Source organism: Mesorhizobium sp. ISC15 (genome assembly GCF_037162615.1).
In the GTDB taxonomy this organism is placed as follows: Bacteria; Pseudomonadota; Alphaproteobacteria; order Rhizobiales; family Rhizobiaceae; genus Mesorhizobium; species Mesorhizobium mediterraneum.
Genome location: NZ_JAVSPX010000001.1, coordinates 3900929 through 3924258, shown reverse-complemented (window position 1 = coordinate 3924258; position 23330 = coordinate 3900929). Strand labels below are relative to the sequence as shown.

General features: G+C 62.1%; 26 protein-coding genes. 8 read left to right on the top strand and 18 right to left on the bottom strand.

Annotated features, from left to right (window positions below):
• The first annotated feature begins 3 nt into the window (after window positions 1-3).
• Window positions 4-666 carry a Pr6Pr family membrane protein gene (locus tag RPG13_RS18830; RefSeq protein ID WP_292714965.1) on the top strand — a complete coding sequence of 221 codons (663 nt, stop codon included), beginning with the start codon at window positions 4-6 and terminating at the stop codon, window positions 664-666.
• A 10-nt stretch (window positions 667-676) separates the two neighbouring features.
• On the opposite strand, the gene RPG13_RS18825 is transcribed toward RPG13_RS18830, so the two are convergent.
• Window positions 677-922 (bottom strand): DUF1127 domain-containing protein, encoded by a 246-nt coding sequence (locus tag RPG13_RS18825; RefSeq protein WP_337125730.1) that lies wholly within the window; start codon window positions 920-922, stop codon window positions 677-679.
• Between the two features lie 93 nt (window positions 923-1015).
• On the opposite strand from RPG13_RS18825, the gene RPG13_RS18820 reads away from it, so the two are divergent.
• The 4 genes from RPG13_RS18820 (at window position 1016) to RPG13_RS18805 (ending at window position 5910) form a co-directional block, all read left to right on the top strand.
• On the top strand, window positions 1016-2431 hold the full coding sequence (locus tag RPG13_RS18820) for an aminotransferase-like domain-containing protein (RefSeq protein WP_126106803.1): 1416 nt from the start codon (window positions 1016-1018) through the stop codon (window positions 2429-2431).
• A gap of 148 nt (window positions 2432-2579) precedes the next feature.
• The gene (gene purL / locus RPG13_RS18815; protein WP_292648578.1) at window positions 2580-4820 is read left to right on the top strand and encodes a phosphoribosylformylglycinamidine synthase subunit PurL; all 2241 of its coding nucleotides are present in this window, start codon (window positions 2580-2582) and stop codon (window positions 4818-4820) included.
• Between the two features lie 86 nt (window positions 4821-4906).
• Window positions 4907-5140 (top strand): BolA/IbaG family iron-sulfur metabolism protein, encoded by a 234-nt coding sequence (locus RPG13_RS18810; protein WP_023674714.1) that lies wholly within the window; start codon window positions 4907-4909, stop codon window positions 5138-5140.
• A gap of 32 nt (window positions 5141-5172) precedes the next feature.
• Window positions 5173-5910, top strand: a complete 738-nt coding sequence (locus tag RPG13_RS18805; protein WP_337125729.1) for a class I SAM-dependent methyltransferase — start codon at window positions 5173-5175, stop codon at window positions 5908-5910.
• A gap of 8 nt (window positions 5911-5918) precedes the next feature.
• Here RPG13_RS18805 and RPG13_RS18800 read toward each other — a convergent pair whose 3' ends face one another.
• A complete protein-coding gene (locus tag RPG13_RS18800) occupies window positions 5919-6713 on the bottom strand; it encodes a phosphodiester glycosidase family protein (RefSeq protein WP_337125728.1) in 795 nt (264 codons plus the stop codon).
• A gap of 164 nt (window positions 6714-6877) precedes the next feature.
• Here RPG13_RS18800 and grxD point away from each other — a divergent pair, with 164 nt between their 5' ends.
• Together grxD and RPG13_RS18790 are read left to right on the top strand one after the other, a co-directional pair.
• Window positions 6878-7213, top strand: coding sequence for a Grx4 family monothiol glutaredoxin (gene grxD, locus RPG13_RS18795; protein WP_337125727.1), 336 nt, complete (start codon window positions 6878-6880; stop codon window positions 7211-7213).
• 173 nt (window positions 7214-7386) lie between these two features.
• The gene (locus RPG13_RS18790; protein ID WP_292648576.1) at window positions 7387-8631 is read left to right on the top strand and encodes a multidrug effflux MFS transporter; all 1245 of its coding nucleotides are present in this window, start codon (window positions 7387-7389) and stop codon (window positions 8629-8631) included.
• Window positions 8632-8678: 47 nt separating this feature from the next.
• Here the strand turns inward: RPG13_RS18790 and RPG13_RS18785 are convergent, their stop codons facing one another.
• The 10 genes from RPG13_RS18785 to RPG13_RS18740 form a co-directional block, all read right to left on the bottom strand.
• Window positions 8679-9128 carry an OsmC family protein gene (locus RPG13_RS18785; RefSeq protein WP_185928224.1) on the bottom strand — a complete coding sequence of 150 codons (450 nt, stop codon included), beginning with the start codon at window positions 9126-9128 and terminating at the stop codon, window positions 8679-8681.
• Window positions 9125-9790, bottom strand: coding sequence for a GntR family transcriptional regulator (locus RPG13_RS18780; RefSeq protein ID WP_245467971.1), 666 nt, complete (start codon window positions 9788-9790; stop codon window positions 9125-9127). Before RPG13_RS18780 ends, RPG13_RS18785 begins: the two co-directional genes overlap by 4 nt.
• 118 nt (window positions 9791-9908) lie before the next feature.
• Window positions 9909-10316, bottom strand: coding sequence for a hypothetical protein (locus RPG13_RS18775; protein WP_292648572.1), 408 nt, complete (start codon window positions 10314-10316; stop codon window positions 9909-9911).
• Window positions 10317-10390: 74 nt separating this feature from the next.
• Window positions 10391-11137: a pyridoxal 4-dehydrogenase, SDR-type gene (gene pldH, locus RPG13_RS18770; RefSeq protein WP_095489574.1), complete on the bottom strand. Its 747-nt coding sequence runs from the start codon at window positions 11135-11137 to the stop codon at window positions 10391-10393.
• Between the two features lie 40 nt (window positions 11138-11177).
• Window positions 11178-12356 carry a pyridoxamine--pyruvate transaminase gene (gene ppaT, locus RPG13_RS18765; protein WP_127205616.1) on the bottom strand — a complete coding sequence of 393 codons (1179 nt, stop codon included), beginning with the start codon at window positions 12354-12356 and terminating at the stop codon, window positions 11178-11180.
• A 24-nt stretch (window positions 12357-12380) separates the two neighbouring features.
• Window positions 12381-13187, bottom strand: a complete 807-nt coding sequence (pldA, locus tag RPG13_RS18760) for a 4-pyridoxolactonase (protein ID WP_127290985.1) — start codon at window positions 13185-13187, stop codon at window positions 12381-12383.
• Between the two features lie 48 nt (window positions 13188-13235).
• Window positions 13236-14171 (bottom strand): putative B6 ABC transporter permease subunit 1, encoded by a 936-nt coding sequence (locus tag RPG13_RS18755; RefSeq protein WP_126106810.1) that lies wholly within the window; start codon window positions 14169-14171, stop codon window positions 13236-13238.
• Window positions 14172-14175: 4 nt separating this feature from the next.
• The gene (locus tag RPG13_RS18750) at window positions 14176-15273 is read right to left on the bottom strand and encodes a putative B6 ABC transporter permease subunit 2 (RefSeq protein WP_095489577.1); all 1098 of its coding nucleotides are present in this window, start codon (window positions 15271-15273) and stop codon (window positions 14176-14178) included.
• Window positions 15270-16838: a putative B6 ABC transporter ATP-binding protein gene (locus tag RPG13_RS18745; protein ID WP_337125726.1), complete on the bottom strand. Its 1569-nt coding sequence runs from the start codon at window positions 16836-16838 to the stop codon at window positions 15270-15272. Before RPG13_RS18745 ends, RPG13_RS18750 begins: the two co-directional genes overlap by 4 nt.
• 80 nt (window positions 16839-16918) lie before the next feature.
• Window positions 16919-17947, bottom strand: coding sequence for a putative B6 ABC transporter substrate-binding protein (locus tag RPG13_RS18740; RefSeq protein WP_126106813.1), 1029 nt, complete (start codon window positions 17945-17947; stop codon window positions 16919-16921).
• Between the two features lie 97 nt (window positions 17948-18044).
• On the opposite strand from RPG13_RS18740, the gene RPG13_RS18735 reads away from it, so the two are divergent.
• Window positions 18045-18470, top strand: coding sequence for a hypothetical protein (locus tag RPG13_RS18735; RefSeq protein WP_337125725.1), 426 nt, complete (start codon window positions 18045-18047; stop codon window positions 18468-18470).
• Window positions 18471-18508: 38 nt separating this feature from the next.
• Here the strand turns inward: RPG13_RS18735 and RPG13_RS18730 are convergent, their stop codons facing one another.
• The 6 genes from RPG13_RS18730 to RPG13_RS18705 all read right to left on the bottom strand — a co-directional run bounded on the left by RPG13_RS18730 (window position 18509) and on the right by RPG13_RS18705 (window position 23321).
• Complete coding sequence (locus RPG13_RS18730; RefSeq protein ID WP_127290977.1) at window positions 18509-19519, bottom strand: ABC transporter substrate-binding protein; 1011 nt, start codon at window positions 19517-19519, stop codon at window positions 18509-18511.
• 37 nt (window positions 19520-19556) lie between these two features.
• The gene (locus RPG13_RS18725) at window positions 19557-20372 is read right to left on the bottom strand and encodes an ABC transporter permease (protein ID WP_128285700.1); all 816 of its coding nucleotides are present in this window, start codon (window positions 20370-20372) and stop codon (window positions 19557-19559) included.
• Window positions 20369-21211, bottom strand: a complete 843-nt coding sequence (locus tag RPG13_RS18720) for an ABC transporter ATP-binding protein (protein WP_095489582.1) — start codon at window positions 21209-21211, stop codon at window positions 20369-20371. Before RPG13_RS18720 ends, RPG13_RS18725 begins: the two co-directional genes overlap by 4 nt.
• A 127-nt stretch (window positions 21212-21338) precedes the next feature.
• The gene (gene fhmpcd1 / locus RPG13_RS18715) at window positions 21339-22268 is read right to left on the bottom strand and encodes a 5-formyl-3-hydroxy-2-methylpyridine 4-carboxylate 5-dehydrogenase (protein WP_126107514.1); all 930 of its coding nucleotides are present in this window, start codon (window positions 22266-22268) and stop codon (window positions 21339-21341) included.
• The gene (locus RPG13_RS18710) at window positions 22268-22888 is read right to left on the bottom strand and encodes a glutathione S-transferase family protein (RefSeq protein WP_337125724.1); all 621 of its coding nucleotides are present in this window, start codon (window positions 22886-22888) and stop codon (window positions 22268-22270) included. Before RPG13_RS18710 ends, fhmpcd1 begins: the two co-directional genes overlap by 1 nt.
• 25 nt (window positions 22889-22913) lie before the next feature.
• A complete protein-coding gene (locus RPG13_RS18705) occupies window positions 22914-23321 on the bottom strand; it encodes a RidA family protein (protein ID WP_029353627.1) in 408 nt (135 codons plus the stop codon).
• Window positions 23322-23330: the final 9 nt, after the last annotated feature.

Sequence of the window (23330 nt, the reverse complement as noted above, 5' to 3'; positions counted from 1 at the left end):
GTCATGGCCCGCTTGCTGCAGATAGCGGGTCTGGTCATAGGTCTGGCCGGGCTTGTCCTGCAAATCTGCATAACCGTTCCGGCGTCGATGGAAGCCGGCCGCAGTTTTGTTGGCTCGCTGGTCTTCTATTTCAGCTTCTTCACCATCCTGACCAATATCGGCGCCGTGCTCGTGCATGTTTCGCTGCTGTCACCCGGTGGCTACGCCTGGTTCCCAGCCTTTGCCGGGCCGCGGACACGGGCCGGCGTAGCGGTTGCCATAACGCTGGTCTTCATCGTCTATGCCACGGTCCTGGCGCAGCTTTGGCAGCCGCAGGGCCTGTTCCTGCTCTGCGATGTCCTGCTGCACTATGTGACGCCGGTGCTGTTCGTGCTGTGGTGGCTTGTGGCAGGCGCCGATGGCTCGACGCGGTGGCGCGACATCTCCTGGTGGATGATCTATCCGGTCGCCTATTTGGCCTATGCACTGGCGCGGGCGCCGATATCGGGCGAAGTGCCCTACCCGTTCCTCGATGTCGCCAAGAACGGCGCGGCCAGCGTCGCCGTCTCGGCGCTCGGCATCACCGGGCTTTTTCTCGCGCTGTGCGTAGTCGCCGTGCTTGCCGACCACGGCATCTCACGGATGAGGAGCCCTGGCGTCCATCAAGGTACGAAAAGGGCTTCCTGAGACCTTCTTTTCAGTCCCAGAACGGCCGCAGACCCTCACGGTGGGCATCGCAGCGCGAGACGCCGATATCCTTGAGCTGATCGTCGGTCATCTCCAGCAATATCAGCCGGCTGCGCCGGCGATCGACTATGGTGTCGATCCACTTGAAAAGCGACCTGACCACGCGGACGAGACGATTGACATAGGTCCTCCGACCTGATGGCCGCGCAGTCCGTAACTCAGCTCCTGCATAGTGAATTGTGCCGATTGTATCCATTGCTCTTCCGCCAATATCTGCGATTGTACCCTTTTTGCCAGACGCTTCATATGTATTGACTCATATTTCGGCGCAATATAGAAAATTGTTACCATGACAAGTTGGCTTCCAGATCTCACCACAGGCACCGGCCCGCTCTATCAGCGGTTGGCGGATTCCATTGAAACGGACATTGATCGGGGCGTGATCGATGCAGGGACAAAACTGCCGCCGCAACGGGATCTGGCATACGATATCGGCACGACCGTCGGCACCGTCGGCAGGGCCTATCAGCTGCTGCGGGAGCGCGGATTGGTCAGCGGCGAAGTTGGGCGCGGAACCTATGTCCTGACGCAGCGCCTGGATGTCGCGAAGCCGGATTTCCTGGAACCTGTCGAGCAAGGCACGCGCTACTACTTCGATGCGCCTCGCGACAAACTGCGCCTCGACAGCACGGCCGCGCCCGACACTGGCCAGGGCGCCATTGTCGCCGATGTGCTTTCGCGCACAACGCAGGACTATCCGCACGAGATTTCAAGCTACACGCGCGATTTCCCGGACCGCTGGTTTGAGGCAGGCAGAAGCTGGCTGTCGCGCAATTCCTTTCGCCCGACCGCGGATACCATAGTTCCGACGCTCGGCACCCATGCCGCGGTGATGGCAGCGATTGCGGGGCTCACCACTCCCGGCGACTATGTTGTCTTCGAGCACCTCACCTACTCGCAGATTTCCCGCAGCGCCGGCCTGATCGGGCGCCGGACCGCACTGGTGGCGGCGGACGACGAAGGCATCGATCCCGATGATTTCGAGCGCGTCTGTGCGCAAAAACATCCGAAAATAATGTTCCTGATGCCGACGGCCAAGAACCCGACATTGGTGACGCTGTCGGCAACGCGCCGCGAGGCCATCGCGCGCGTCGCCCGTCAATACAATGTCGTCCTGATTGAGGATGATCTCTATGGCGGCATGACAGACGACCCAACACCATTGCTCGCCGAATATGCGCCGGAACGGACAATCGTTGCCGGCGGCCTGTCGAAATCGGTCGCGGCGGGTGTTCGTAGCGGCTGGCTAGCCTGCCCGCCGGCCTATCGCCACCGCATCAGGGTCGCCCACAAGATGATGACCGGCGGCCTCGCCTTCCTGCTGGCAGAGGTGGGCAGCCGGCTGGTGCTGTCCGGCCAGGCCAGCGAGATGCGCAAACGCAGCATTGCCGAAATCAGCGCGCGCATAGGGATCGTTCGCGAGACACTCGACGGCTTCGACTTCAAGGCGTTGGATAACGTGCCGTTCGTTTGGCTCACTTTGCCCGATCCATGGCTTTCCGGCACCTTCAAGCAAGCCTGCCTCGAGCATGGCGTGCTGATCGACGATGAGGACGAGTTCAAGGCGGGGCGCTCCGAACAGGTTTTCCATGGCGTCCGCTTTGGCGTGTCACAGCCCGAACGGCGAGAGGACTTAGCGCATGGTCTCGCGGTGATCAGGCGGCTTCTGGACGAAGGCCGTGCCGGCTACGACAGTTTCTCCTGAACCGGCTTGAAACAGGCGGGTCGAGTGGCGATCTTTCGCTACTTGCTGCCCCTGTGGCTATTCATCGTTTTCGTCGCTTGATGGGGTGTATCGGCTGCAAAGCTTGCGATAAGACGGGACTCGATCCCAAGGATATAAATTTCCGCCCATGACCATTTCCAATTCCGCCCCGATCACTCCGGAACTTATTGCCGCGCACGGGCTGAAGCCCGACGAATATCAGCGCATCCTCGACCTGGTCGGTCGCGAACCGAGCTTCACCGAGCTTGGCATCTTCTCGGCGATGTGGAACGAGCACTGCTCCTACAAATCCTCGAAGAAGTGGCTGCGCACGCTGCCCACCACCGGGCCGCGGGTCATCCAGGGTCCGGGCGAAAATGCCGGTGTGGTCGATATCGGCGACGGCGACTGCGTCGTCTTCAAGATGGAGAGCCACAACCACCCCTCCTATATCGAACCCTATCAGGGGGCGGCGACCGGCGTCGGCGGCATCCTGCGCGATGTCTTCACCATGGGCGCGCGGCCGATCGCGGCGATGAACGCGCTGCGCTTCGGTGCGCCGGACCATCCCAAGACCAAACATCTGGTTGCCGGTGTCGTTTCCGGTGTCGGCGGTTACGGCAATTCCTTCGGCGTGCCGACAGTCGGCGGCGAGGTCAATTTCGACGCGCGCTACAATGGCAATATCCTGGTCAACGCCTTCGCGGCGGGGCTCGCCAAGACCGATGCCATCTTCCTGTCGGAAGCCAAGGGCGTCGGCCTCCCGGTCGTCTATCTCGGCGCCAAGACCGGCCGCGATGGTGTCGGCGGCGCGACCATGGCCTCGGCCGAGTTCGACGACAAGATCGACGAGAAGCGGCCCACCGTTCAGGTCGGTGACCCCTTCACTGAAAAATGCCTGCTCGAAGCCTGCCTCGAGCTGATGGCGTCCGGCGCCGTCATCGCCATCCAGGACATGGGGGCCGCCGGCCTCACCTGCTCGGCGGTCGAAATGGGCGCCAAGGGCGACCTCGGCATCGAGCTCGACCTCGACAAGGTGCCGGTGCGCGAGGAGCGCATGAGCGCCTATGAGATGATGCTGTCGGAGAGCCAGGAGCGCATGCTGATGGTGCTGCGCCCCGAAAAGGAAAAGGAAGCCGAGGCGATCTTCCACAAATGGGGCCTCGACTTCGCCATTGTCGGCAAGACCACCGACGATCTGCGCTTTCGCGTGCTGCACCAGGGCGATGAGGTCGCCAATCTGCCGATCAAGGACCTTGGCGACCAGGCGCCGGAATATGACCGTCCCTGGACCGAGCCGAAGAAGCCGGCGCCCCTGGCAGCCAGCGATGCACCACAAGCGGATGTCGCCGAGGCTTTGCTGAAACTGCTCAGCGGACCCGACCTGTCCTCGCGCCGCTGGGTATGGGAACAATACGACACGCTGATCCAGGGCAATTCGCTGCAGCTTCCGGGCGGCGATGCCGGCGTGGTGCGTGTCGACGGTCATCCGACCAAGGCGCTCGCCTTCTCCTCCGACGTGACGCCGCGCTATTGCGAGGCCGACCCTTACGAGGGCGGCAAGCAGGCGGTGGCCGAATGCTGGCGCAACCTTACCGCCACCGGCGCCCTGCCGCTTGCCGCGACCGACAACCTGAATTTCGGCAATCCGGAACGGCCCGAGATCATGGGCCAATTGGTCGGCGCCGTGAAAGGCATCGGCGACGCCTGCCGCGCGCTCGGCTTTCCGATCGTCTCCGGCAATGTCTCGCTCTACAACGAAACCAACGGGCAAGGCATCTTGCCGACGCCGACCATCGGCGGCGTTGGGCTGATCGCCGACTGGTCCAAAATGACGCGGATCGGCTTTGCCGCCGAGGGCCAGATGATCCTACTGGTCGGCGCGCCGTCCATGTGGGGAACGCATCTTGCCCAATCGGCCTATATGCGCGACATCCATGGCCGCACCGACGGCCCGCCGCCGCCGGTCGACCTCGACCATGAAAAGCGCGTCGGCGACCATGTACGCGCCCTGATCGCCTCCGGCGTCGTTACCGCAGCACACGATGTCTCCGACGGCGGCATTGCGGTCGCGCTGGCTGAGATGGCGATGGCGTCCGGTATCGGCGCGACCGTCCCCGGCCTGGTCGGGACCGATCCGATCCCGGTCTGGTTCGGCGAGGATCAAGGCCGCTACCTCTTGACGCTGTCGATCGATCCGCAGAGCAAGGAATGGGACGCTATTCGCGAAGAGCAGAGCAAGCTCGGTATCTTCACGCCGTGGATCGGCTCGACCGGCGGTAGTGACCTGAAACTCGGCGAGGCACGGGCGATCCCTGTCGGTGAATTGACCGCTGCCCACGAATCCTGGTTTCCTCGCTTCATGGCAAATGAGGTCGTGGACCCGTGATATGATCGAGTGGGGCCGTTTCGGTGTGGTTCATCCGCCATTTCGATCATATCTATGAGATCACGACCTGAACAAGGAATCCTCGCATGGCAATGGACGCGCACGACATCGAACGGCTGATCAAGGAAGGCATTCCGGACGCCAAGGTGACGATTCGCGACCTGGCTGGCGACGGCGACCACTATGCGGCCGAGGTGGTGGCCGAGAGCTTTCGCGGAAAAAGCCGCGTCCAGCAGCATCAGATGGTCTATGACGCACTGAAGGGCAATATGGGCGGCGTGCTGCACGCGCTCGCCCTGCAGACCAGCGTGCCGGACTGAACCAAGCGCGCGCGGCAAGAAGCCTTTTTCTCATGGTCAAAGCAAGCGACAGCAAGTCGGTTGCGGTCGATGCCTATGCCTCCTTCGCGAAGCGCTACGATGCGCTCGCACCGAGCAAGCCGCACAACGCCCTTTATGAACGTCCGGCCTCGTTCGAATTGCTGGGGGAGGTTACCGGACTGGACATATTGGACGCGGGTTGCGGCTCCGGCATCTGCTCGGAAAAACTGGCTCGCTCAGGTGCGCGGGTAAGTGCCTTCGACATCACGCCGGAAATGCTGGCCTTGGCGCGCGAGCGCTGCGCGGGACTGGATGTCGATATCCGGCTCGGCGATCTTGAAAAGCCTCTCGACTGGCTCGCAGACGGCAGTTTCGACCGTATAATTTGCTCGCTGGCGCTTGATTATGTCGAACGGCTGACGCCGGTATTCGCCGAGTTTCATCGCGTTGCCAGGCCTGGAGGCAAATTGGTTTTCTCGATGGGCCACCCGATGCGCGACTGGCAGGACGAGCGCACGCACGGAGCGAAAACCTATTTTGAAACCAACCGCTGGGGTATGCATTGGGGCGGCTTTGGTGAGCCCAACCCCTATGTCGAGTCCTATCGCAGACCGCTCAGTGATATCCTCAATGGCCTTACCGGCGCAGGCTGGACGCTCGACCGTTTCGTCGAGCCGCTTCCGGTGCCGGAGATGGAAGCGGTCGATCCCAGGCATTTTGCCGAACTGAGTATGGCGCCGGCATTCATATGCGTGCGCGCATACAAATAAATGTGCCGTCACCTTTTCGCTGAGACGGCAATGATCGGCCCTGCCGGATAGCTTCCGCCGACGATCATCCTCTCGCCATTCGACAGCGCCGAGACTACGCCGTCGAGGAAAAGCGCGTTGGGGCAATCTAGCTCGTCGCGGAACAGGCGTGCAAAGCTGCCGAGACTGACTTGCGAGCGTGAGATCGCCAGCACCATCGTGTTTTCATCACGCACGCCGACGCCGTTCCGAATGTGACGCGACGTGCCGTTCGCCTCGAAGCGTGGATGAGGCCGGCCGTCGATCACCAGCATCGGGCCGGACTGCGTGGCGAACGCCACGTCCGGCTTTGCGGCGGCACAGGCGTTCGTTTCCATGATCGCCGCCTTGCCGTCCTTGCGGATCAGGAACACGCCGTTTGGCTTCAGGAAGAAATTGCCTTCGCCATCAGCGAGGTTGAGCGGCGCCACCTCGTGACCATTTTCGACGAGAAGGCCGACCGGCGTCAGATTCTCATGATACATGCCGGCATTCATGGCGAGCAGCGCCGGCCTGCCCTCGCCCGACATCGACTTGTCGAACTTTTCCAGCGAACCGAAGGCCCTGCCGTCGTCGCCGGCGTGGAAGACAGCGACGTCGTAGCTGCGAAGATCGATCTCGCAGACGATGTAGCGAACCGCCTCGAAGCTAAAATCCCGGCATGGTCCGGGCAGTTCGCCGCCGACGGTGACAGGCGGGTGCTCCGACGGCCAAAACCACCAGATCAGGGCCAGTGCGACAAGCAGAACACCAATCAGGATCGCCGCGCTATGTCGCCTTTTCATCGCTTCCCGGGGAAATAGCTGGCCGATGCTCTTGGCCCAATATCAAGCCATCCTTTGCGCCATTTGCGTGACGAGGCGGCAAACGTCTTGTTTCAGGCAACCTATGGGTTTATTTGAAAGGATATGTTTCGAGCCCGACTCCCGCGGGCATGAAAGGATTCTCTATGAGCAGTATCAACGACTACATCGACAGCGAAGTGAAGGGCAACGACGTCGTCCTTTTCATGAAGGGCACGCCCGGTTTCCCGCAATGCGGATTTTCCGGTCAAGTCGTGCAGATCCTCGACTACATCGGGGCCGACTACAAGGGCGTGGACGTGCTGACCTCGGCCGATCTGCGGCAAGGTATCAAGGAATACTCCAACTGGCCGACCATCCCTCAGCTCTACGTCAAGGGTGAGTTCGTTGGCGGCTGCGACATTATTCGCGAGATGTTCCAGGCGGGCGAGCTACAGACGTTTCTCGTCGAAAAGGGCGTGAGCGTCAAAGGCGCCGCCTGAATTCTGTTTGCGCATGATCCTTTCCGAAAATCGATTCCGATTTTCGGGGTCATGCGCTAAACGCCGGGCCAGCCCCCACCTCGGTAAACTGACTACCTCCCCGCTATCGGGGCACAAGACGAATGAATGCGCCGGCGCGCCGGCGCTTTTTCGTTTGAAGATCGGACTTTGCCGTGGATCAGCATGCACAAGCGCCGCAACAGGCAAGCACCTTGCCTATTCCGCGCTGGGAATTCATCGCACTGTGCGCGGCATTGATGGCGCTCAACTCGCTGGCCATCGACATCATGCTGCCGGCGCTGCAGCAAATCGGCGCCTCGCTGGGCGTGGAGAATGAAAACCACCGCCAATATGTGATTGCCGCCTATATTCTGGGCTTTGGCGGCGGGCAGCTTTTCTTCGGACCGATCTCGGACCGTTTTGGACGCCGTGCTCCACTCGTCGTCGGACTGGTGATCTACGTCGCGGCGGCTGCGGCGGCGGCAGTCGCGCCGACATTCGCCACCCTTATCCTGTGCAGGGTGGTGCAAGGCATCGGCGCCGCGGCCACACGCGTCATCGCCGTCTCGATCGTGCGCGACACGTTCGACGGCCGGCGCATGGCCGAAGTCATGTCGCTGATCTTCATGGTGTTCATGGCCATTCCGGTGGTGGCTCCCGGCATCGGCCAGTTCATCATGCTGTTCGCGACCTGGCACGTGATCTTCATCACCATGGCGGCCGGGGCGCTGATCGTATCGGCGTGGGCAATGCTGCGCCTGCCCGAAACGCTCCATCCCGAACACCGCAGGCCGCTGACGGTCTCATCCATCCTTGGCGGCTTCCGCATCGTGCTGACCAATCGCATGGCACTTTGCTATGCGTTTGCCAGCACTTTTGCCTTCGGCGCGATGTTCGGCTTCATCAATTCGGCGCAGCAGATTTATGTCGGCGTCTTCGGCGTCGGCGAGATGTTCCCGGTGATTTTCGCAGGGATAGCCGGCGTGCTCGCCTTTTCGAACTATCTGAATTCGCGCCTTGTCGGCCGAATCGGCATGCGCCGCCTGTCGCAGAGCGCGCTGCTCCTGTTTCTGGCCATCAGCCTCGCCTGGCTGATCGTTTCCATCCAAATGAAGATGCCGCTCTGGCTTTTCATTACCTTCTTTGCCTGCGCGATGGTCCCGTTCGGCGCTCTCGGCGCGAATTTCAACGCGCTCGCCATGGAGCCGCTCGGCCAATTGGCCGGCACGGCATCGTCCATTCTGGGTTTCATGCAGACCTTCCTCGGCGGCCTGCTCGGCACGCTGATCGGCCAAGCCTTCAACGGCACGGTGACGCCCTTGGCCGCCGGATTCTGCAGCGTGTCGCTTGGCGCATTGGTGATGGTGCTGATTGCCGAGCGCGGCAAATTCTTCCAGCCGCAAAACCCGCCGGTTTAGGCTCGAAACCCAATTGTGGTTGTCAATCGCGCCGTTAAATGGATATCTCAGGTGGCTACCTGGATTTCGGTCTTCACGGAATTGGCAATGAAGCACTGTTCATGCGCCGAGTGGTGCAGTTTCGCTTCTGTCGCGGCGGTTGGCGTTTCCCCGGCGTAGACAATGGTCGGATTGAGGTCAACGCGGCTGACTACCAATCGTCCGTCCACCTTCTCCATCATGCCGACCGCCTTGTCGGTATAGCTCTCCACGACGATCCCCCGGGGCGCCGCGATCGAGAGAAAGGTCAACATGTGGCAGCTGGAAATCGCCGCGATGTAAGCCTCCTCTGGATCGACGTTGGCTTCCACTGAATAAGGAAGCGGAACGATATGCGGCGAAGCGGATGCCAGCACCACCTGGCCTCCGTCGAAGCGCCAGATGTGCGCGCGGCTGTAGCGCTTGTCGGTGAATACCGCTCCTTCTCGCTCCCAGTGCACTTCGACGGTCATTTTCATGATTGATCCTTTGTCGGAACGGAAAGAAGTCTTGCAGTCGTCTGGGTCAGATGGCAGCGAAGATGCTGCGCCGCAGCGTCGAAATCGCGCCTCGCACAAGCGGCAACGATCGCCGCGTGTTCCTCGAAGAAATCAATTCGCTCCTGGGCGCCACGCTCTTGGTGAAGGGTTGCCCGCCGGGATTCTCGTCGAAGGTCTCCGATGGTCTTAAGCAATCGAGAATTCGTGCAACCGCTGTACAGGGCTAGGTGAAACTGTTGGTCGAGCTCCAGAATCCGTGACGGATCGTACTCCGCGAACAGCTCGTCATTGAGCCTCTCAGCCTTACGCAAAGCGGAAGGCTGAAGCCCCGGCACCGACTGCTCCAAGGCAGCGACCTCCAAAATAGACCGAACTTCGCAAAGTTCAGTCGCCTCCCGTACTGAGAGGATCGCTACCGCCAGGCTTCGATCGGGACGCCGCACGGCCAAGCCACTCCCGAGTAACCGGTCCAAGGCCTGCCGGACGGGCTGGCGGCTGACCCCGAAACGCTCCGCGATCGATTCCTGCTTGAGAACGGAGCCCGGTGCCAATTCACCTGACTCAATCTCGTCTTTGAGTTCGCTAAAGATCGACTTTGGATCCATGGATCCAAAGTACGATGCCCCGGCGAAGTTGGTCAAGCCCTATTCACAATAGTCCTCCTGGGATTGCGGCGTCCCGCCCTTCTGCCTCGGCTCAAGAAACGAAATGACCAAGGGCCGTTGCGCCGATGCACTAATGCACATTGCCGGACGCGCTTTAGGATGCACGCCCACTCGCCGCTGTGAAGCGAGGGAACAGCGTGCGCCCTGCGATCGCTCCACCCATGCTGTCCGAAACGGGCAGTGGCAGAGCCTTGTCGAGAGCATCGAGGACGGAAGCCACGAAGGCCCGGTTGAGGGCGCCATCATTCCCGAGACGGGAGTAAGTGGCGCGAGGCTTGCCGATAAGTGTGCCGTTTCGGCGAATTGAGAACTGCAGCGTCAGGGTCATGCCCGCGGTTCCGGGCGGTGGCTCCCAACAGGCGAAGATCGCGGAGAACATCTCGTTTATGGTGTCGATGGGAGCGGAACTGCGACATGCGCGTTCCTGCGATCTTGCCTCGTTCGGGCCGGCAACCAAGGCGACGACAACGGCCAGTGCGCCAATTGCGGGCCGAGGTTTCATATCGGATCTCCGGTTTCGCGCGAACAAATATAATTAACGAGCTTCGCATGAACCCTTTCAGACGCGACGCGCTTTTAGTGGCGCACCATCCCGGCGTCGACATTCAACGTCTGGCCGGTGATCCAGCGCGCGTCATCGGAGGCCAGGAACGACACCACATCGGCGATATGTTCCGGCTGCCCTTTGCCTTTCATCGCCTGCAGCATCTCGACGAAGCCGAACGCCTCGTTGTGCGGGCTGGCCTTGACGCCATCGCTCTCGATCAGGCCCGGCGTCACCGCGTTGGCGGTGATGTTGTATTTGCCGAGTTCTGTGGCCATCGCCCTGGTGAAGCCTATGACGCCGCCCTTGGCCGCGACATAGGCTGCCATGTTCGGCGTGCCAGCAAAGAAAGTGTTGGAGGCGATGCTTATCACCCGGCCGGCCTTGCCCGCTGCACGCATCTGGTCCGTTCCTGCGCGGCTGACGATGAAGGTGCCGGTCAGATTGACGTCGATGATCTTGCGCCAATGGTCGAGATCGACATCGTCCCAGGCGACGAACGGCACGATGCTGGCATTGTTGACCAGAATATCGATGCCCCCGGTCAGCGCCTGGATCTCGGCGAAGAGCGCCTTGACGGATGCAGGGTCGGAGATGTCGGCGGCAATCGCCTTCGCTTTTCCGCCGATCGACGCGGCCGCCGTTTCGGCGCCTTTCGCGTTGATGTCGCTGACGATGACCGTCGCGCCATCGGCGGCCAAGCGCGCGGCGATAGCCTTTCCGATGCCTTGCGCGGCCCCGGTAACCAGGGCCGTCTTTCCCGCCAGTCGTTCAGTCATGACAACGCTCCCTCAATTTGTGATCTGGTGATTTTCTGGTTCATGTGTCGGCGTCGATAACGGCCAGCGCCGCGTCGATGCCTTTGCCGACCGCGAGTTTCTGGCCCAAGGAATTCATCGCGCCGCCAAGTGCCGTCAGCGCCGCGACCGCATAGATCGGCTGGGCGGTCGGGCCCATATGGCCGATGCGTGTCAGCTTGCCCAATGTTTCGCCGCGGCCAGATGAAAACACCACGCCGTAACGAGCGCGCGCGGCCTGGCGAACCGCCGTCTCGTCGATGCCTTCTGGCGTCCGGACGGCGGTCGTGGTCGGCGACGCGATATTGTCGCTTGCGGCCCAGATCGACAGGCCCATGGCAGCGACACCCGCCCGCATGGCCTTGGCGGTGAGCGCGTGACGCGCCCACACCGCCTCCGCTCCCTCGTTGAGGTAGAGGTCGAGCGCGACGTCGAGCCCGTTCATCTCCGCGACGGACGGCGTGAACGGAAACGGCTTGTCCTTCGACCACGCATGCTCCCAATCGACGATGCTGAGCATCGACGCGCTCGGCGCCAGCGGGTTTGCCTTCATCTTGGTCCAGGCCCGCTCGCTGACGCCCATCATCGTGAGGCCGGGAGGCGCACCCAGGCATTTGTTCGGGCCAGTGACATAGATATCGGCCTTGCATTCCTCTGGATGCGTCCTCATGCCGCCGAAGGACGAAACGGCATCGACGATCAGATAGGCGCCGTGCGTCGAAACCAGCGCGCCGATCGCGTCGATCGGATTGATAGTGCCGGACGGCGTGTCGTGGTGGCAGACGGAAACGACGGTGATTTCCGGATGCGCTTCCAGCATTGCCGCAACCGCCTGCGGGTCGATCGCCTCGTTGTAGGGCACCTCGATTTCGATGAGATGCGGCGAATAGCGCTTCGCCCAATAGCCAAACCCCTTGCCGTAGACACCGGAAGCAAGGTTGAGCACGACGTCGTCCGGCGTGATCAGGGAGGCTGCGGCCGCCTCCAGGCCAAGCACCGGCTCGCCATGAAGAATGACCGGCTTATTCGACAGCCGCATCGCCTTCTGCGCCTTGTCGACCACACGCTCGTAAAAGAGTTGGAACGCCGGGTCGTAATCGTAGAGCACCGTGCGGCCGAGGCCGCGCAGCACGTCGGGATAGGCGTTCACCGGCCCCGCTGTGAGCGTGATGACAGGTTCGGCGTGTTCGAAATAGCGCATGATCTTGTCTCCGGTCGGTGGCGATCAGCCGTAGAATTGCGTGCCGGTCCGATAGGTTTTGAAGTTCTCCATGTCGTGCGAATACATCAGCTCGGCGCCATAATCCTCGGCCAGCTTCTTCACCTTGCGCATCGAGTTGACACCCGCCACCGGGTCGATGTGGAAGGCCGCCTGGCACAGCGTTTCAAGGCTCTTCTGCGTGTAGGCCGCATCGATGGTGAACATGATCGGCTTGCGCTTGGGAAACTCGACCAGCAGGCTGTAATGGCCGATCGAATGACCCGGCGTCGAGATCAGCTTGACGCCCCTGGCAAGCTCGACGTCGCCCTCTATGCCTTCGAAGATCGAGTTGGCCCGAGTCGTGCCCTCCAGCAATTGCGCAGTCGCGCCACGCGCTTCGGCGGCCTCCGCCGAAAAGCTCAGATCGGAATAGCCGAGATGCTCGAAAGGCTGGGGATTGCAGGCTTGCGGCACCTCGGTCCGGTGGCAGATCTTCTTGGCATGCGGAAAATACTTGTTGCCGCCGCAATGGTCGAAATGGAAATGCGAGTTGACGACGACGTCGATATCCTTCGGCTCGAGGCCGAGCAGCGCCAGGGCGCCGGGAATGGTCTGGTGCTTTTCCTGGATCGGCTTTTCGAAAGGCAGCACCTTCATCACGTGATCGTAGTCGTAGCCGGTGTCGATGAGGAACCGGCCCTCGGCATGCTCGATCAGGATCGAGTAGACGGGAAAGCGGACTTCGCCACCGGGGCCGCGATTCCAGAACACGTGATAGCCGTCGAGAACGAGCGAGCCGCCATCGAGCAGGTAGACCTTGGTATCCGACATTTTTGTCTCCTCTTTTGGCGCGGGTCCCGTCCGCGCGTGAATCTGTGATCAGCGCGCGCCGCGCTCGTATGGAATGCCGAGCGCCGCCGGCAGGCTGGCCCGCCGGCCAAACAGCACCAGCATGACCATCACCGCAAGGAACGGCAGCATCTGGATGACGTCGGTCGGTATGTTGATGCCGGCCACCTGCATGGCCGTCGTCAGCGACAGGCAGACGCCGAACAGCAAGGCGCCGAACAGCACCCAGACCGGCCGGCCGCGCGCCAGCATGGCCAGCACTATGCCGAGAAAGCCCGCGCCATTGGTGATGAAAGGAATGAACAGGCCGGCCCCGACATTGGCAAGATAGGCGCCGCCAAGCCCGGCCAGCGCTCCGGTCGTCAGCACGGCGACGGTGCGGGTTCGCACGACGTCGATGCCGGCAACGTCAAGGGCTGCCGGCTTGTCGCCGGCAGCCTGCAGGTTGAGGCCGAGCTGCGTGCGCCGGTAGATGTAGCCCATGGCGAAAACCAGCGCGACCGCCAGATAGACGATGAGATGCTGCCTGAACAGCGCCGGCCCGATGACCGGAATGTCCGACAGCAACGGAATGACCGTCACGTCCACCGCCGGCAAGCGGGGATAGCTGCGCGAGAACTGGAAATGGTGGAGCAGTGCCGTCAGGCCCTCAAGCCCCAGGGTCAGCGCGATGCCGATGACGATCTGGTTCAGCCCGATGCGCACGCAAAGCAGCGCCATGACCAGCGCCACCGCGACACCGCCGCCGGCGCCAGTGAGAAAGCCCAGCCACAGCGACCCGGAATAAAAGGCGCCGACGAAACCGAGATAGGCGCCGGCCAGCATCATGCCCTCGATGCCGATGTTGAGCACCCCGGCCTTTTCCGACATCTGTTCGCCGAGGCCGGCCAGCAGCAGAGGGATCGCCGCGGTGACCGCGCCGAACAAAAGCGCGCTGAGAAAGACTTCGCTGAACAGCCCGGTCATGGCTTCAGGCCTTTCGCGACTGGTTATAGCGGTGATCAATGTATTCGGCGAGCGCGAGCACGATCAGCACGATGGAGACGAGCACCAGCGTGAAATGGTTGGGCACGCCGAGCCGGCGGGCCGCGCTCTCGCCGCCGATCGACAGCACCGAAAGCAGGAACACGAAACCGATCGCGGCAAAGCCGTTCATGCGGGCGAGGAACACGACGGGGATGACAGCCAGCCCGTAAGCGGGGTTCCAGTCCGCGCGCACATTGCCCTGGACGCCGAGGATATCGACAGCGCCGGCAAGACCGGCCAGCCCGGCCGAAATGGCGAAGACGGCAATGGTGAGCTTCGGCACGCCGAGCCCCGCATGGATGGCCGCGCGTGGGTTAGCCCCGACGATCCTCAACTTCAGGCCGAAGGCCGTGCGCGTCATCACCAGATGCACGGTGATGATCGCCACCAGTCCCAGAAGCAATCCGCTTGTGATGGTCGTGTCGAACAGGCGCGGCAGCCGGTCCTCGACCGGCAAGGTGCGGGTCTGCGGCACGGTTGTGCCCGGATCGCGAAACATCAGCTTGACCAGCACGTTGGCAAGCGAGGTGCCCAGAAACGTCATCATCAGCGTGGTGATGATCTCGTTGACGCCCTGATAGGCGCGCAGCAGCGCCGGCACCAGGGACCAGATCATCGCGACCAACATGGCGATGACGAACGAGCAGATCAGCGCCAGCCAGGCCGGCATGACCTCCACGAGAACCGGAGCGCTGGCCGCCGCCGTTACCGCGCCGAGCAGGAACTGGCCATCACCGCCGAGATTCCACATGCCGGCGCGAAAAGCCACGATCAGGCCGGCGGCAAGAAACAGCAGCGGCGCCATGCGCGTCAGCGTCTGTTGGATGCCGAGCGGCGATAAAAGCCCTCTCTTGAGGACAAAGCCATAATAGGCAAGCGGGTCGACGCCGACGGCAAGCAGGATGCAGCCGGCGATGATCAACGCGGCCAGGATCGGGCCGAGGGTCATCAGCAGCCGATGCTGGATGTCGCGGCGCGTCGCCACCGCGGCCGTGGCATCGAGGGCGGTTGCGCCGGCAGCTGGTGCGGTGTCGATGCTCATGCGGCAAGCCCGATCATCAAGCGACCGACCTTGGTGCGGGCGTCGTCGGCATTCTCGACGGTGCCGACGAGCGACCCGTTCGAGATGACGGCGATGCGGTCGCACATGCTGAGCAACTCTTCGAGATCGGTGGAGATGAGGAGCACGGCAAGGCCGCGAGCCGCCGTATCGCGGATTCGCTGGCGCGAAGCCAATGTGTTGGCGAGATCGAGCCCATAGGTTGGCTTGTTGAAGATCACCACTTTTGCGCCTTCGGCGAGTTCGCGCGCCAGCAGCACCTTCTGGATATTGCCGCCAGAGAGCCGAGCGACCGGCGTCTTCAGGCTTGGCGTGCGCACGTCATATTCGCGGACCAGTTGGGCCGCGCGCTTGTCGATTTCGGCGCGCTGCTCGACGCCTCTGCGCCAGAAGGGCGCCGCGCCAACCTGCTTCAGGAAGAAATTGATCGAGACCGGGAAGGTCCCGACCGTGCCCTCGCCGAGCCGGTCGTCGGTCAGGTAACGCAGGCCTCTCTGGCGGCGTTCGCCGACGCTCAGCGCCTCGATGGGCTCTCCCTGCAGCCGCACCGAACCGCCCACCGTCGCACGCTGGCCGGCCAACGCCTCCGCCAATTGCTTCTGGCCATTGCCGTCGATACCGGCGATGCCCAGCAGCTCGCCTGGACGGATATCGAACGAAATCGACGACAGGCCCGGTGCATCGTCTGTCGGCGCAACGCCGAGATCATGGACCTGAAGCAGCGGAGCCGCTTCGGCGCGGACGGTGCGAATAGGACGCTCGGCCTCTTCCGGGTCGTCCTTCTGCTTGCCGAACATCAATTCCACGATCTCGGAGATGATCGCCTGCTCGCCCAGCGCGCGAAACCGCTCGGGAGGAATCTCGCCGACCTTGCGGCCGAGTTTCAGCACCGAGATGCGATCGCCGAAGGCCGCCGCTTCCTTGAGCTTGTGGGTGATGAAGACGATCGCCAACCCCTGCTCGACCAAGCGGCGCATCAGTGCGCCCAGCTCATCGATACCCTTCGGCGTCAGCATCGAGGTCGACTCGTCGAGGATCAGAAGCCGGCTGTTGCGCACCATGGCGCGCAGGATCTCGACCTGCTGCTGCTCACCGAGCGAAAGCTCGGACACCTTGGCATGCAGCTTTACCGTGATGCCGAGCGTTCTGGTGATCTCGGCGACGCGCGCTTCCAATTCTTCGGTCTTGGGGCGCTGCCACCACGGTCCGCCGAGCAACAGGTTTTCCGCGACTGTCAGCGTCGGCACCAGCATCATGTGCTGGAATACGGTTCCGATGCCAAGCGCCAGTGCATGGCGGGGCGAAGTGATCGCGGTCGGCTCGCCGTCGACCAATATGCGCCCCTCGTCCGGCTGCTGCAGACCCGACAGCATGCCTATCACAGTGGATTTTCCGGCGCCGTTTTCGCCGAGAAGCACATGCACTTCACCTGGACGGATCTCCAGATCGACGCTGTCGTTGGCGACGACGCCGGGGAACCGTTTGGTGACGCCTTCAAGCGCGACGATATCGCGCTTAGCGACCGACAATGAGGAAGCACTGCTCATAAAAGCCAAGGCCTTGAAAATATGAAATGGGTCCGGAGGGGCGAACGGATCGCCCCTCCGGCAGCCTGCTGTTAATCGCCTTACTGGGCGACGCTGGTCATCAGCGCCCTGACGGCGGCTGCATCATAGACCGGATCGACCTTGGTCTTGCCGGAAATGACGTCTTCGCGCAGCGCCTGGATCTCAGCCCAAATATTGTCCGGGATCGCAGCGGTCTTCAGAAGCTTGACGGAATCGTCCTTGAGGCCGATCGAGTAGCTCTTCGTGCCGAACGTGTCGGCCTTCAGGTCTGCGATCATCGCCGCATAGACCGGCTCGATGTTCCAGACCACCGACGACAGCAGGAAACCTTTGTCGATGGGCGTCTTGTCGCCGATGACATCGATGAAATAGACCTTGCCGCCATCCCCGGCCTTGGTCGTCTCGACCGCCTGCAGCATGCCGAAGCTCGAGCCGTTGCCCTGGCCGAAGATGATGTCGGCGCCCGATGCGATCACGCTTTCGGTGACGCGCTTGCCGCCGGCCGCATCGCTGTAGGCGGCAGGTCCGATCACAGCATAGGTAACCTTGACGTCCGGGCTCTCGGCCTTCACGCCCTGCGCAAACGCTGCCGACTGCGAGTTCCACGACGGAGGCTCGCCGGACACGACGATGCCGACCGACTTGGAGCGCGACATCTTGGCGGCGAGACGGCCGGCAAGATACGAACCCTCATGACCGCTCAGCGTGTAGTCGGCGACGAGGCCCTTCTCCAGACCGGTCGGTGTGTCGACGATCGCCACCGGCACCTTGGTTTCCTTGGCGATTTCGGGAGCCGAGGTGTTGTAGCCGCTGGCATGAGCGATCAGCAGGCTGGCGCCGTCAGCCGCCAATTCGCGCAGTGTCGGCCGCACGTCGCCATAGCCGAGCCCCTGCGCCACGACTATCTCGACACCGGCAGCTTTCGCCGCCGCCTTGGCAGCGTCGATACCTTGCTGGTTCCAGCCATAATCGGTGCCTTCTTCCGGCGTCAGGATGGCAATGGACTTGACCTCGGCGGCAAGTGCGTTGCCGAGCAAGAGGCCGCTCAATATAACAGCGCTTACGCTGCTCTTCAAAAACTTAGACATGTTACCCTCTCTGTTCGGTTGACCCAAGATATTCTTATTGTTATTGCGCAAAAGCGAGGTAGACTGCCTGAACAATTATATCAGGAGTTCAAGCAAGGTGGTTGTGCGATATGTCCTTCCGATAACGCTGGCGTTCACCTCGTTCGCCAACGCGGTTGAATTGCGGCACATCACTGTGCGGACCGGCACCGACGGGCTCGATCCCGTGCCGCTGACGATCTCGAATGCGGGGCGCGAGGCGCTTTCCTGCAACGCCGACTTCGCCCACTGGTATTCGGCCACGATCGCCACCGCGGCGCCTGGCAAGAGCGCACGTGTCGAGCTGTGGTTCGATCCAAAGACCGGGACGTTTGCGATTCACAACGACAAGCGCGAAAACCTGCCTGTCGAGCGGCTGTGGTGCGGCCTGGCCGGCCACGCCTACACCAGCCGCGTGCAGATCGCGCTCGACCGGGCCAGTGCCGCAAAGGGGCAAGTAGCCGTGACATGCGGCAGCGCGGACGGCAGGCTGGCCTGCCGGTAGACGCTGACTGTTTGCCACTTCAGACACCGCCGGAACCTTCACTCTGCCGCCAGGAATTTGTCGGTAAAGACGTCGTCTGCCGACAGCGCCGTTTTGAGCACGCCCTGATCCGTCAGCGTCTTCAAGGTCTCTTCCCACTGGGCCTTCGTCATCCAGCCGAGACCGTGTTCCTTCGTCGCCGGGCTGTTGAACGTCGAGGCGATGTCGGCCTTGAGCTGGGCCAGCAGGACATCTTTCTTTTCCGCGTAGCCCGGAACGGCCTTGGCGGTGATCTCGGCGGCTTCTTCCGGATGGGCCGCGACATAGTCGAAAGCTTCCCTGTAGGCCTTCACGAAACGGCGCACGACATCAGGCTTGTCCTTGATCGTCGCTTCAGAGGTGAACAACCCCGAGCCATAGGCTTTCCAGCCATGATCGGCGCCGAGCATGATGCTCAGCGACCCCGGGCCGCCGGCCTTGGCTTCGAGTTCGGGCACTTCGGCGTCGAGATAGCCGACCACTGTCTGCACACGCCCGAGCAGTAGGTAGCTTTCGTAAGGCGGCGAGACGCTGTTGAGCGTCATGTCCTTCTCGCTCATGCCGTTGGCGGCCAGGAAGCCCCTGAAGAAGATGTAGGTGGATCCTGCCGGGTGGATGCCGATGGTCAGGCCCTTGAGGTCGGAAGGCTTGGTCAGCTTGAGCGTCTTGGCGAGCGAGATGATGCCCAGCGGCGACTGCTGGTTGACCGCCGCCAGCGCCACGACGGGAACATTCTGCGACCTTGCCACGGCAAGCGTGGGAAGATCGCCGAAGCCGAATTCAGCGTTGCCGTTACCCACCAGGCGCATGGCGTCTGGCGAGCCGGAGCCCTTGCGGACCTCGCTCACATCGATGTCGTTCTTGGCGAAAAAGCCCTTGTCCTTGCCGACAAAGAACATGGCGTGATTGCCGCGCACGACCCAATCGAGCTGAACGTTGACCTTATCCGCCGCCAGCGCCGCGTTCGAGAAGCCAAGCGCGCCGACAAACGCCGCAAAGGTGGCTGCCTTGATAAGAGAGCGTCTCAGCATGTTTGTTCCCTTCTTTGATCTTGGTTGTTCGAGAAGCCTAGGCCTGGCTGAATTTCGGCGCCCACGGCACCACGATGCGTTCGAGAATTTCGGCTGCGTAGTAGAAGGCGATGCCGAGCACGGAAACGAGCAGCAGCGCCGCAAAGACCAAGGGCGTGTCGAGTTGGGTCGACGCGAACTGGATGACGTAGCCGAGCCCGTCCGAGGCTCCGGCAAATTCGCCGACGATCGCGCCGATCACACTCAGGGTTGCCGCGATCTTGGTCCCGGCCATCAGGCTCGGAAGCGAGTGGGGAACGCGGATCCTGAACAGGATCTGGGTCGGGCTGGCACCGACCGAATTCATCAGCGACAGAAGCGACCGGTCGACCGATTGCATGCCCGCCAGCATCGACAGCGTCACCGGGAAGAAGGCGATGACCAGGATCAGACCTATCTTGGGTGCAAGCCCGTAGCCGAACCAGAGGATGAAGATCGGCGCCAGCGCAACTTTCGGCACGTTCTGGAACAACACGACGAGCGGGTATAGAGCGCGGCCCAGCCAGTCGAAACGCACGATGACGAGAGCAAGCGCAATGCCGACTATGACCGAGACAAGAAAGCCAAACAGGATTTCGCCCGCCGTGACCACCGTCGCCTGCATGAGAGTGCCCCATTGCGCGACCAGCGATTTCGCAATCTCGGATGGGGCAGGAACGATAAAGGAGGAAATGGAGAATATCCGCACCGCGGCTTCCCACAACACGATCGTCACCAGCAAAAGGATGACCGCCGGAAGCCAGCTGCTTGTCGCCGCGTTCCAGCCGGAAACCGGCTGTGGCTGGGAGAGGTTCATGAGAGGTTGCTCGCTCACGTCGCGTCTCCTGGCTCATGACTGGATCGCAGCATGGTCCGAAGCTGAAGCACCAGCCTGACGAATTCGGGGACTTCGGTCACGGAAGTGTCGCGCGGATAAGGCAGCGGAATGTCCAGGCTCTGGGTAATGCGCCCTGGGTTGATTCCCAGCACATGAACCTGGCGCGATAACTGAATGGCTTCGTCGATCGAATGCGTCACCAGGACGATCGTCTTGCCGGTCCGCTGCCATATCTCCAGCAGCGACTGGCCCATCGAATCGCGCGTGATCGCGTCAAGCGCGCCAAACGGCTCGTCCATCAGCAAGACCGCCGGATCGAGCGCCAAAGCCCGGGCGATGGCCACCCGCTGACGCATGCCGCCAGACAGTTCGTTTGGGCGCTTGTGGGCGGCATCGCCAAGCCCGACCAGTTCCAGCATCTCCTGCCCACGCGCTCGCAGCGCCGCGCGCGACATCGACTTGTCGGCGATACCGAGCAGCATCGAGGCATTGTCGACGGCGTTTTTCCACGGCAGCAGATTGGCGTCCTGGAAGACGAGACCGATCATCCGTTTGCGCGCCGCCTCGCCTGGTGAAACGCCGGCGACCGAGACGCTGCCGCTGCTCGGACTGACCAGCCCAGCCAGCACTTTGAGCAATGTGCTCTTGCCGCAACCCGAAGGGCCGATGAGGGATACGAACGAACCTTTCGGAACCGAAAGGTCAATATCCCTAAGGATCAGCTGCCGGTTCTGATCGGTGCCCATGACCACCGAAACGCCCTTGGCGGAAATCAAGTCGTCGTGGCGGATGTGGGTCGATCTGCCACCGGCGGGTCGAATGGTTTCAACCTGCATGGCTTGTCGTCCCACGCACGTTCGTTGCTTGAACATCCGCCTTCACGGCGATGTTCCCGACCCCATGCGCACAAGCGGCCAACCGGCAGAACTTCCCAACCCGGCTGCGCGCAACTTGTGCCATTGCCTACTCCCGGCCTTCGAGGATGCGGCGCACGGCGACCAGCTTGCGCGCCCGTTCGCCTTGCAGCGCCTTAATCTGCTCGGGCGTGTAGGAGAACATGCCCTCGCCCGACTTGATGCCGAACTTCGATGCGCCGGTCTTCTCCAGAACCATCGGCGCGACATCATCACGATTGGAAAGATCGGCGTTGAGGAACGACGAGACGGATTTGTAGATATCGAGGCCGGCCATATCGAGCAGCGCCATTGGCCCGATAACGGCGATCTTGTAGCCGATGCCCCAGGAGACGCAGGTATCGAGATCCTCCGGCTCGATGACGCCGCGCTCAACCAGGTCGACAGCCTCGCGCAGCAGCGCGTAAAGCACGCGATTTTCGACGAAGCCGGGAACGTCTTTCTTCACGACCACCGGCAACAGGCCGATCGAGCGGATCAGCTCGCGTATGGTCGCCACGGTTTCAGGCGCGGTCTTCTCGCCGCCGATCACCTCGATCATCGGAATGATGTGCGGCGGGTTCGACCAGTGCATGCCGACCATCCGTTGGGGATGGGAGATATGGGCCTGCAGCTTGGTGATCGGAATGCCTGAGGTGTCCGAGGCGACGATCACCGAAGAACCGATCAACGGGTCGATAGCGCGATAGGTCTCGGCCTTGATGTCGATATTCTCAGGCACGTTCTCAATGACCAGCTCCGCACCATCGACAGCCTCGGCGAGGGTGCGGACGAACCGCACCGTGCCCGCGCCCGCAGTCGGCCCCTTGATGTCGAGCCGGTCCAGAACCCCGCCGGCCAAATCGAGCATGCCGCGGGCGCGTTCGACCGCAACTTCGGAAACATCATACGCCGCCACGTCGAGCCCGCCGCGCGAAAGCCGCGCGGCGATGCCCGGACCCATCGTTCCCAATCCGATGAGGGCGGCGCGCTTGATCATCATGCGGCCTTTGCGGGGGCCGCGGCGGTCGCCGCTTTGAAGGCTGGACGAGCGGCGATTGCGGCCACCCAGCGCTCCAGATTCGGCAGCGACGGCCGGTCGATCTTGAAGTCGATGCAGCGCTTCAGGATCGGCGCGCAGGCGATGTCGGCAATGGTCAGCTTGCCCAGCGCCAGGAAATCCTTGCCGGCCAGATGCCCGTCAATGATCTTGAGTTGCGCCACAAGGTCCTTCACCTGTTCCTTATATTCGGCGGTCTGCTCTTCGGGCGTCAGCTTCGCACCCTTGAAGGCGGCCAGATAACCGGGATTGACCGCCGCCAGCAGAAAATCCATCCAGCGCTCGACCTCGGTCTTTTCGGCAGGGGTGGCGCCGTTCAGCAGTTCGCCGCCGGATGCCGCGAGATAGCGCAGGATGGTGTTGGACTCCCAGATCACGATGTCGCCGTCGACCAGCGTTGGGACTTTGGACGTCGGGTTGAGTGCCTTGTATTCGGCCGTCTGGGTGTTTTCGAATTGGCGGCCGTAATCCTCGCGCTTATATGGCGCACCAAGCTCTTCGAGCATGAAGAGCACCTTTTGAACGTTGCCCGATGTCTGGCGTCCCAAAAGCTTGTACATGTCGTCTCCTCGATTGTGTCGTGGCCTATTTGCCGGCCGGCAGCGGCTTGTAGACGATGGCATCCATTTCGATCTTGGTGTTGATGACCGCCTTTGCCTCGACGGTCGTGCGTGCCAGCACCGCGTCACCGATCCCTTCGAGGAACGCCTTGTTGTAGCGGCCGAAGTCGCGCGTATCCTCGAGATAGGTGGTGATCCGCACGACATCGGAGAGCGTTGCACCCTCGTCGGCAATGACGCGCGCGATGGTCTTCAGCGTCGCCAGCGTCTCTTCCTCGATCGTGCCGCTGATCATGTTGTTGTTCTCGTCCTTCGGCACCTGGCCGGAGACGAAAATGAAATCGCCGGCACGCACCGCCGGATGAAACGGCAGGTTCGGATTCTTCTTGCCGATGGCGTAGTGGCTGGCGGATTTTCGCGTGCTGTCGCTCAACCTATCCCC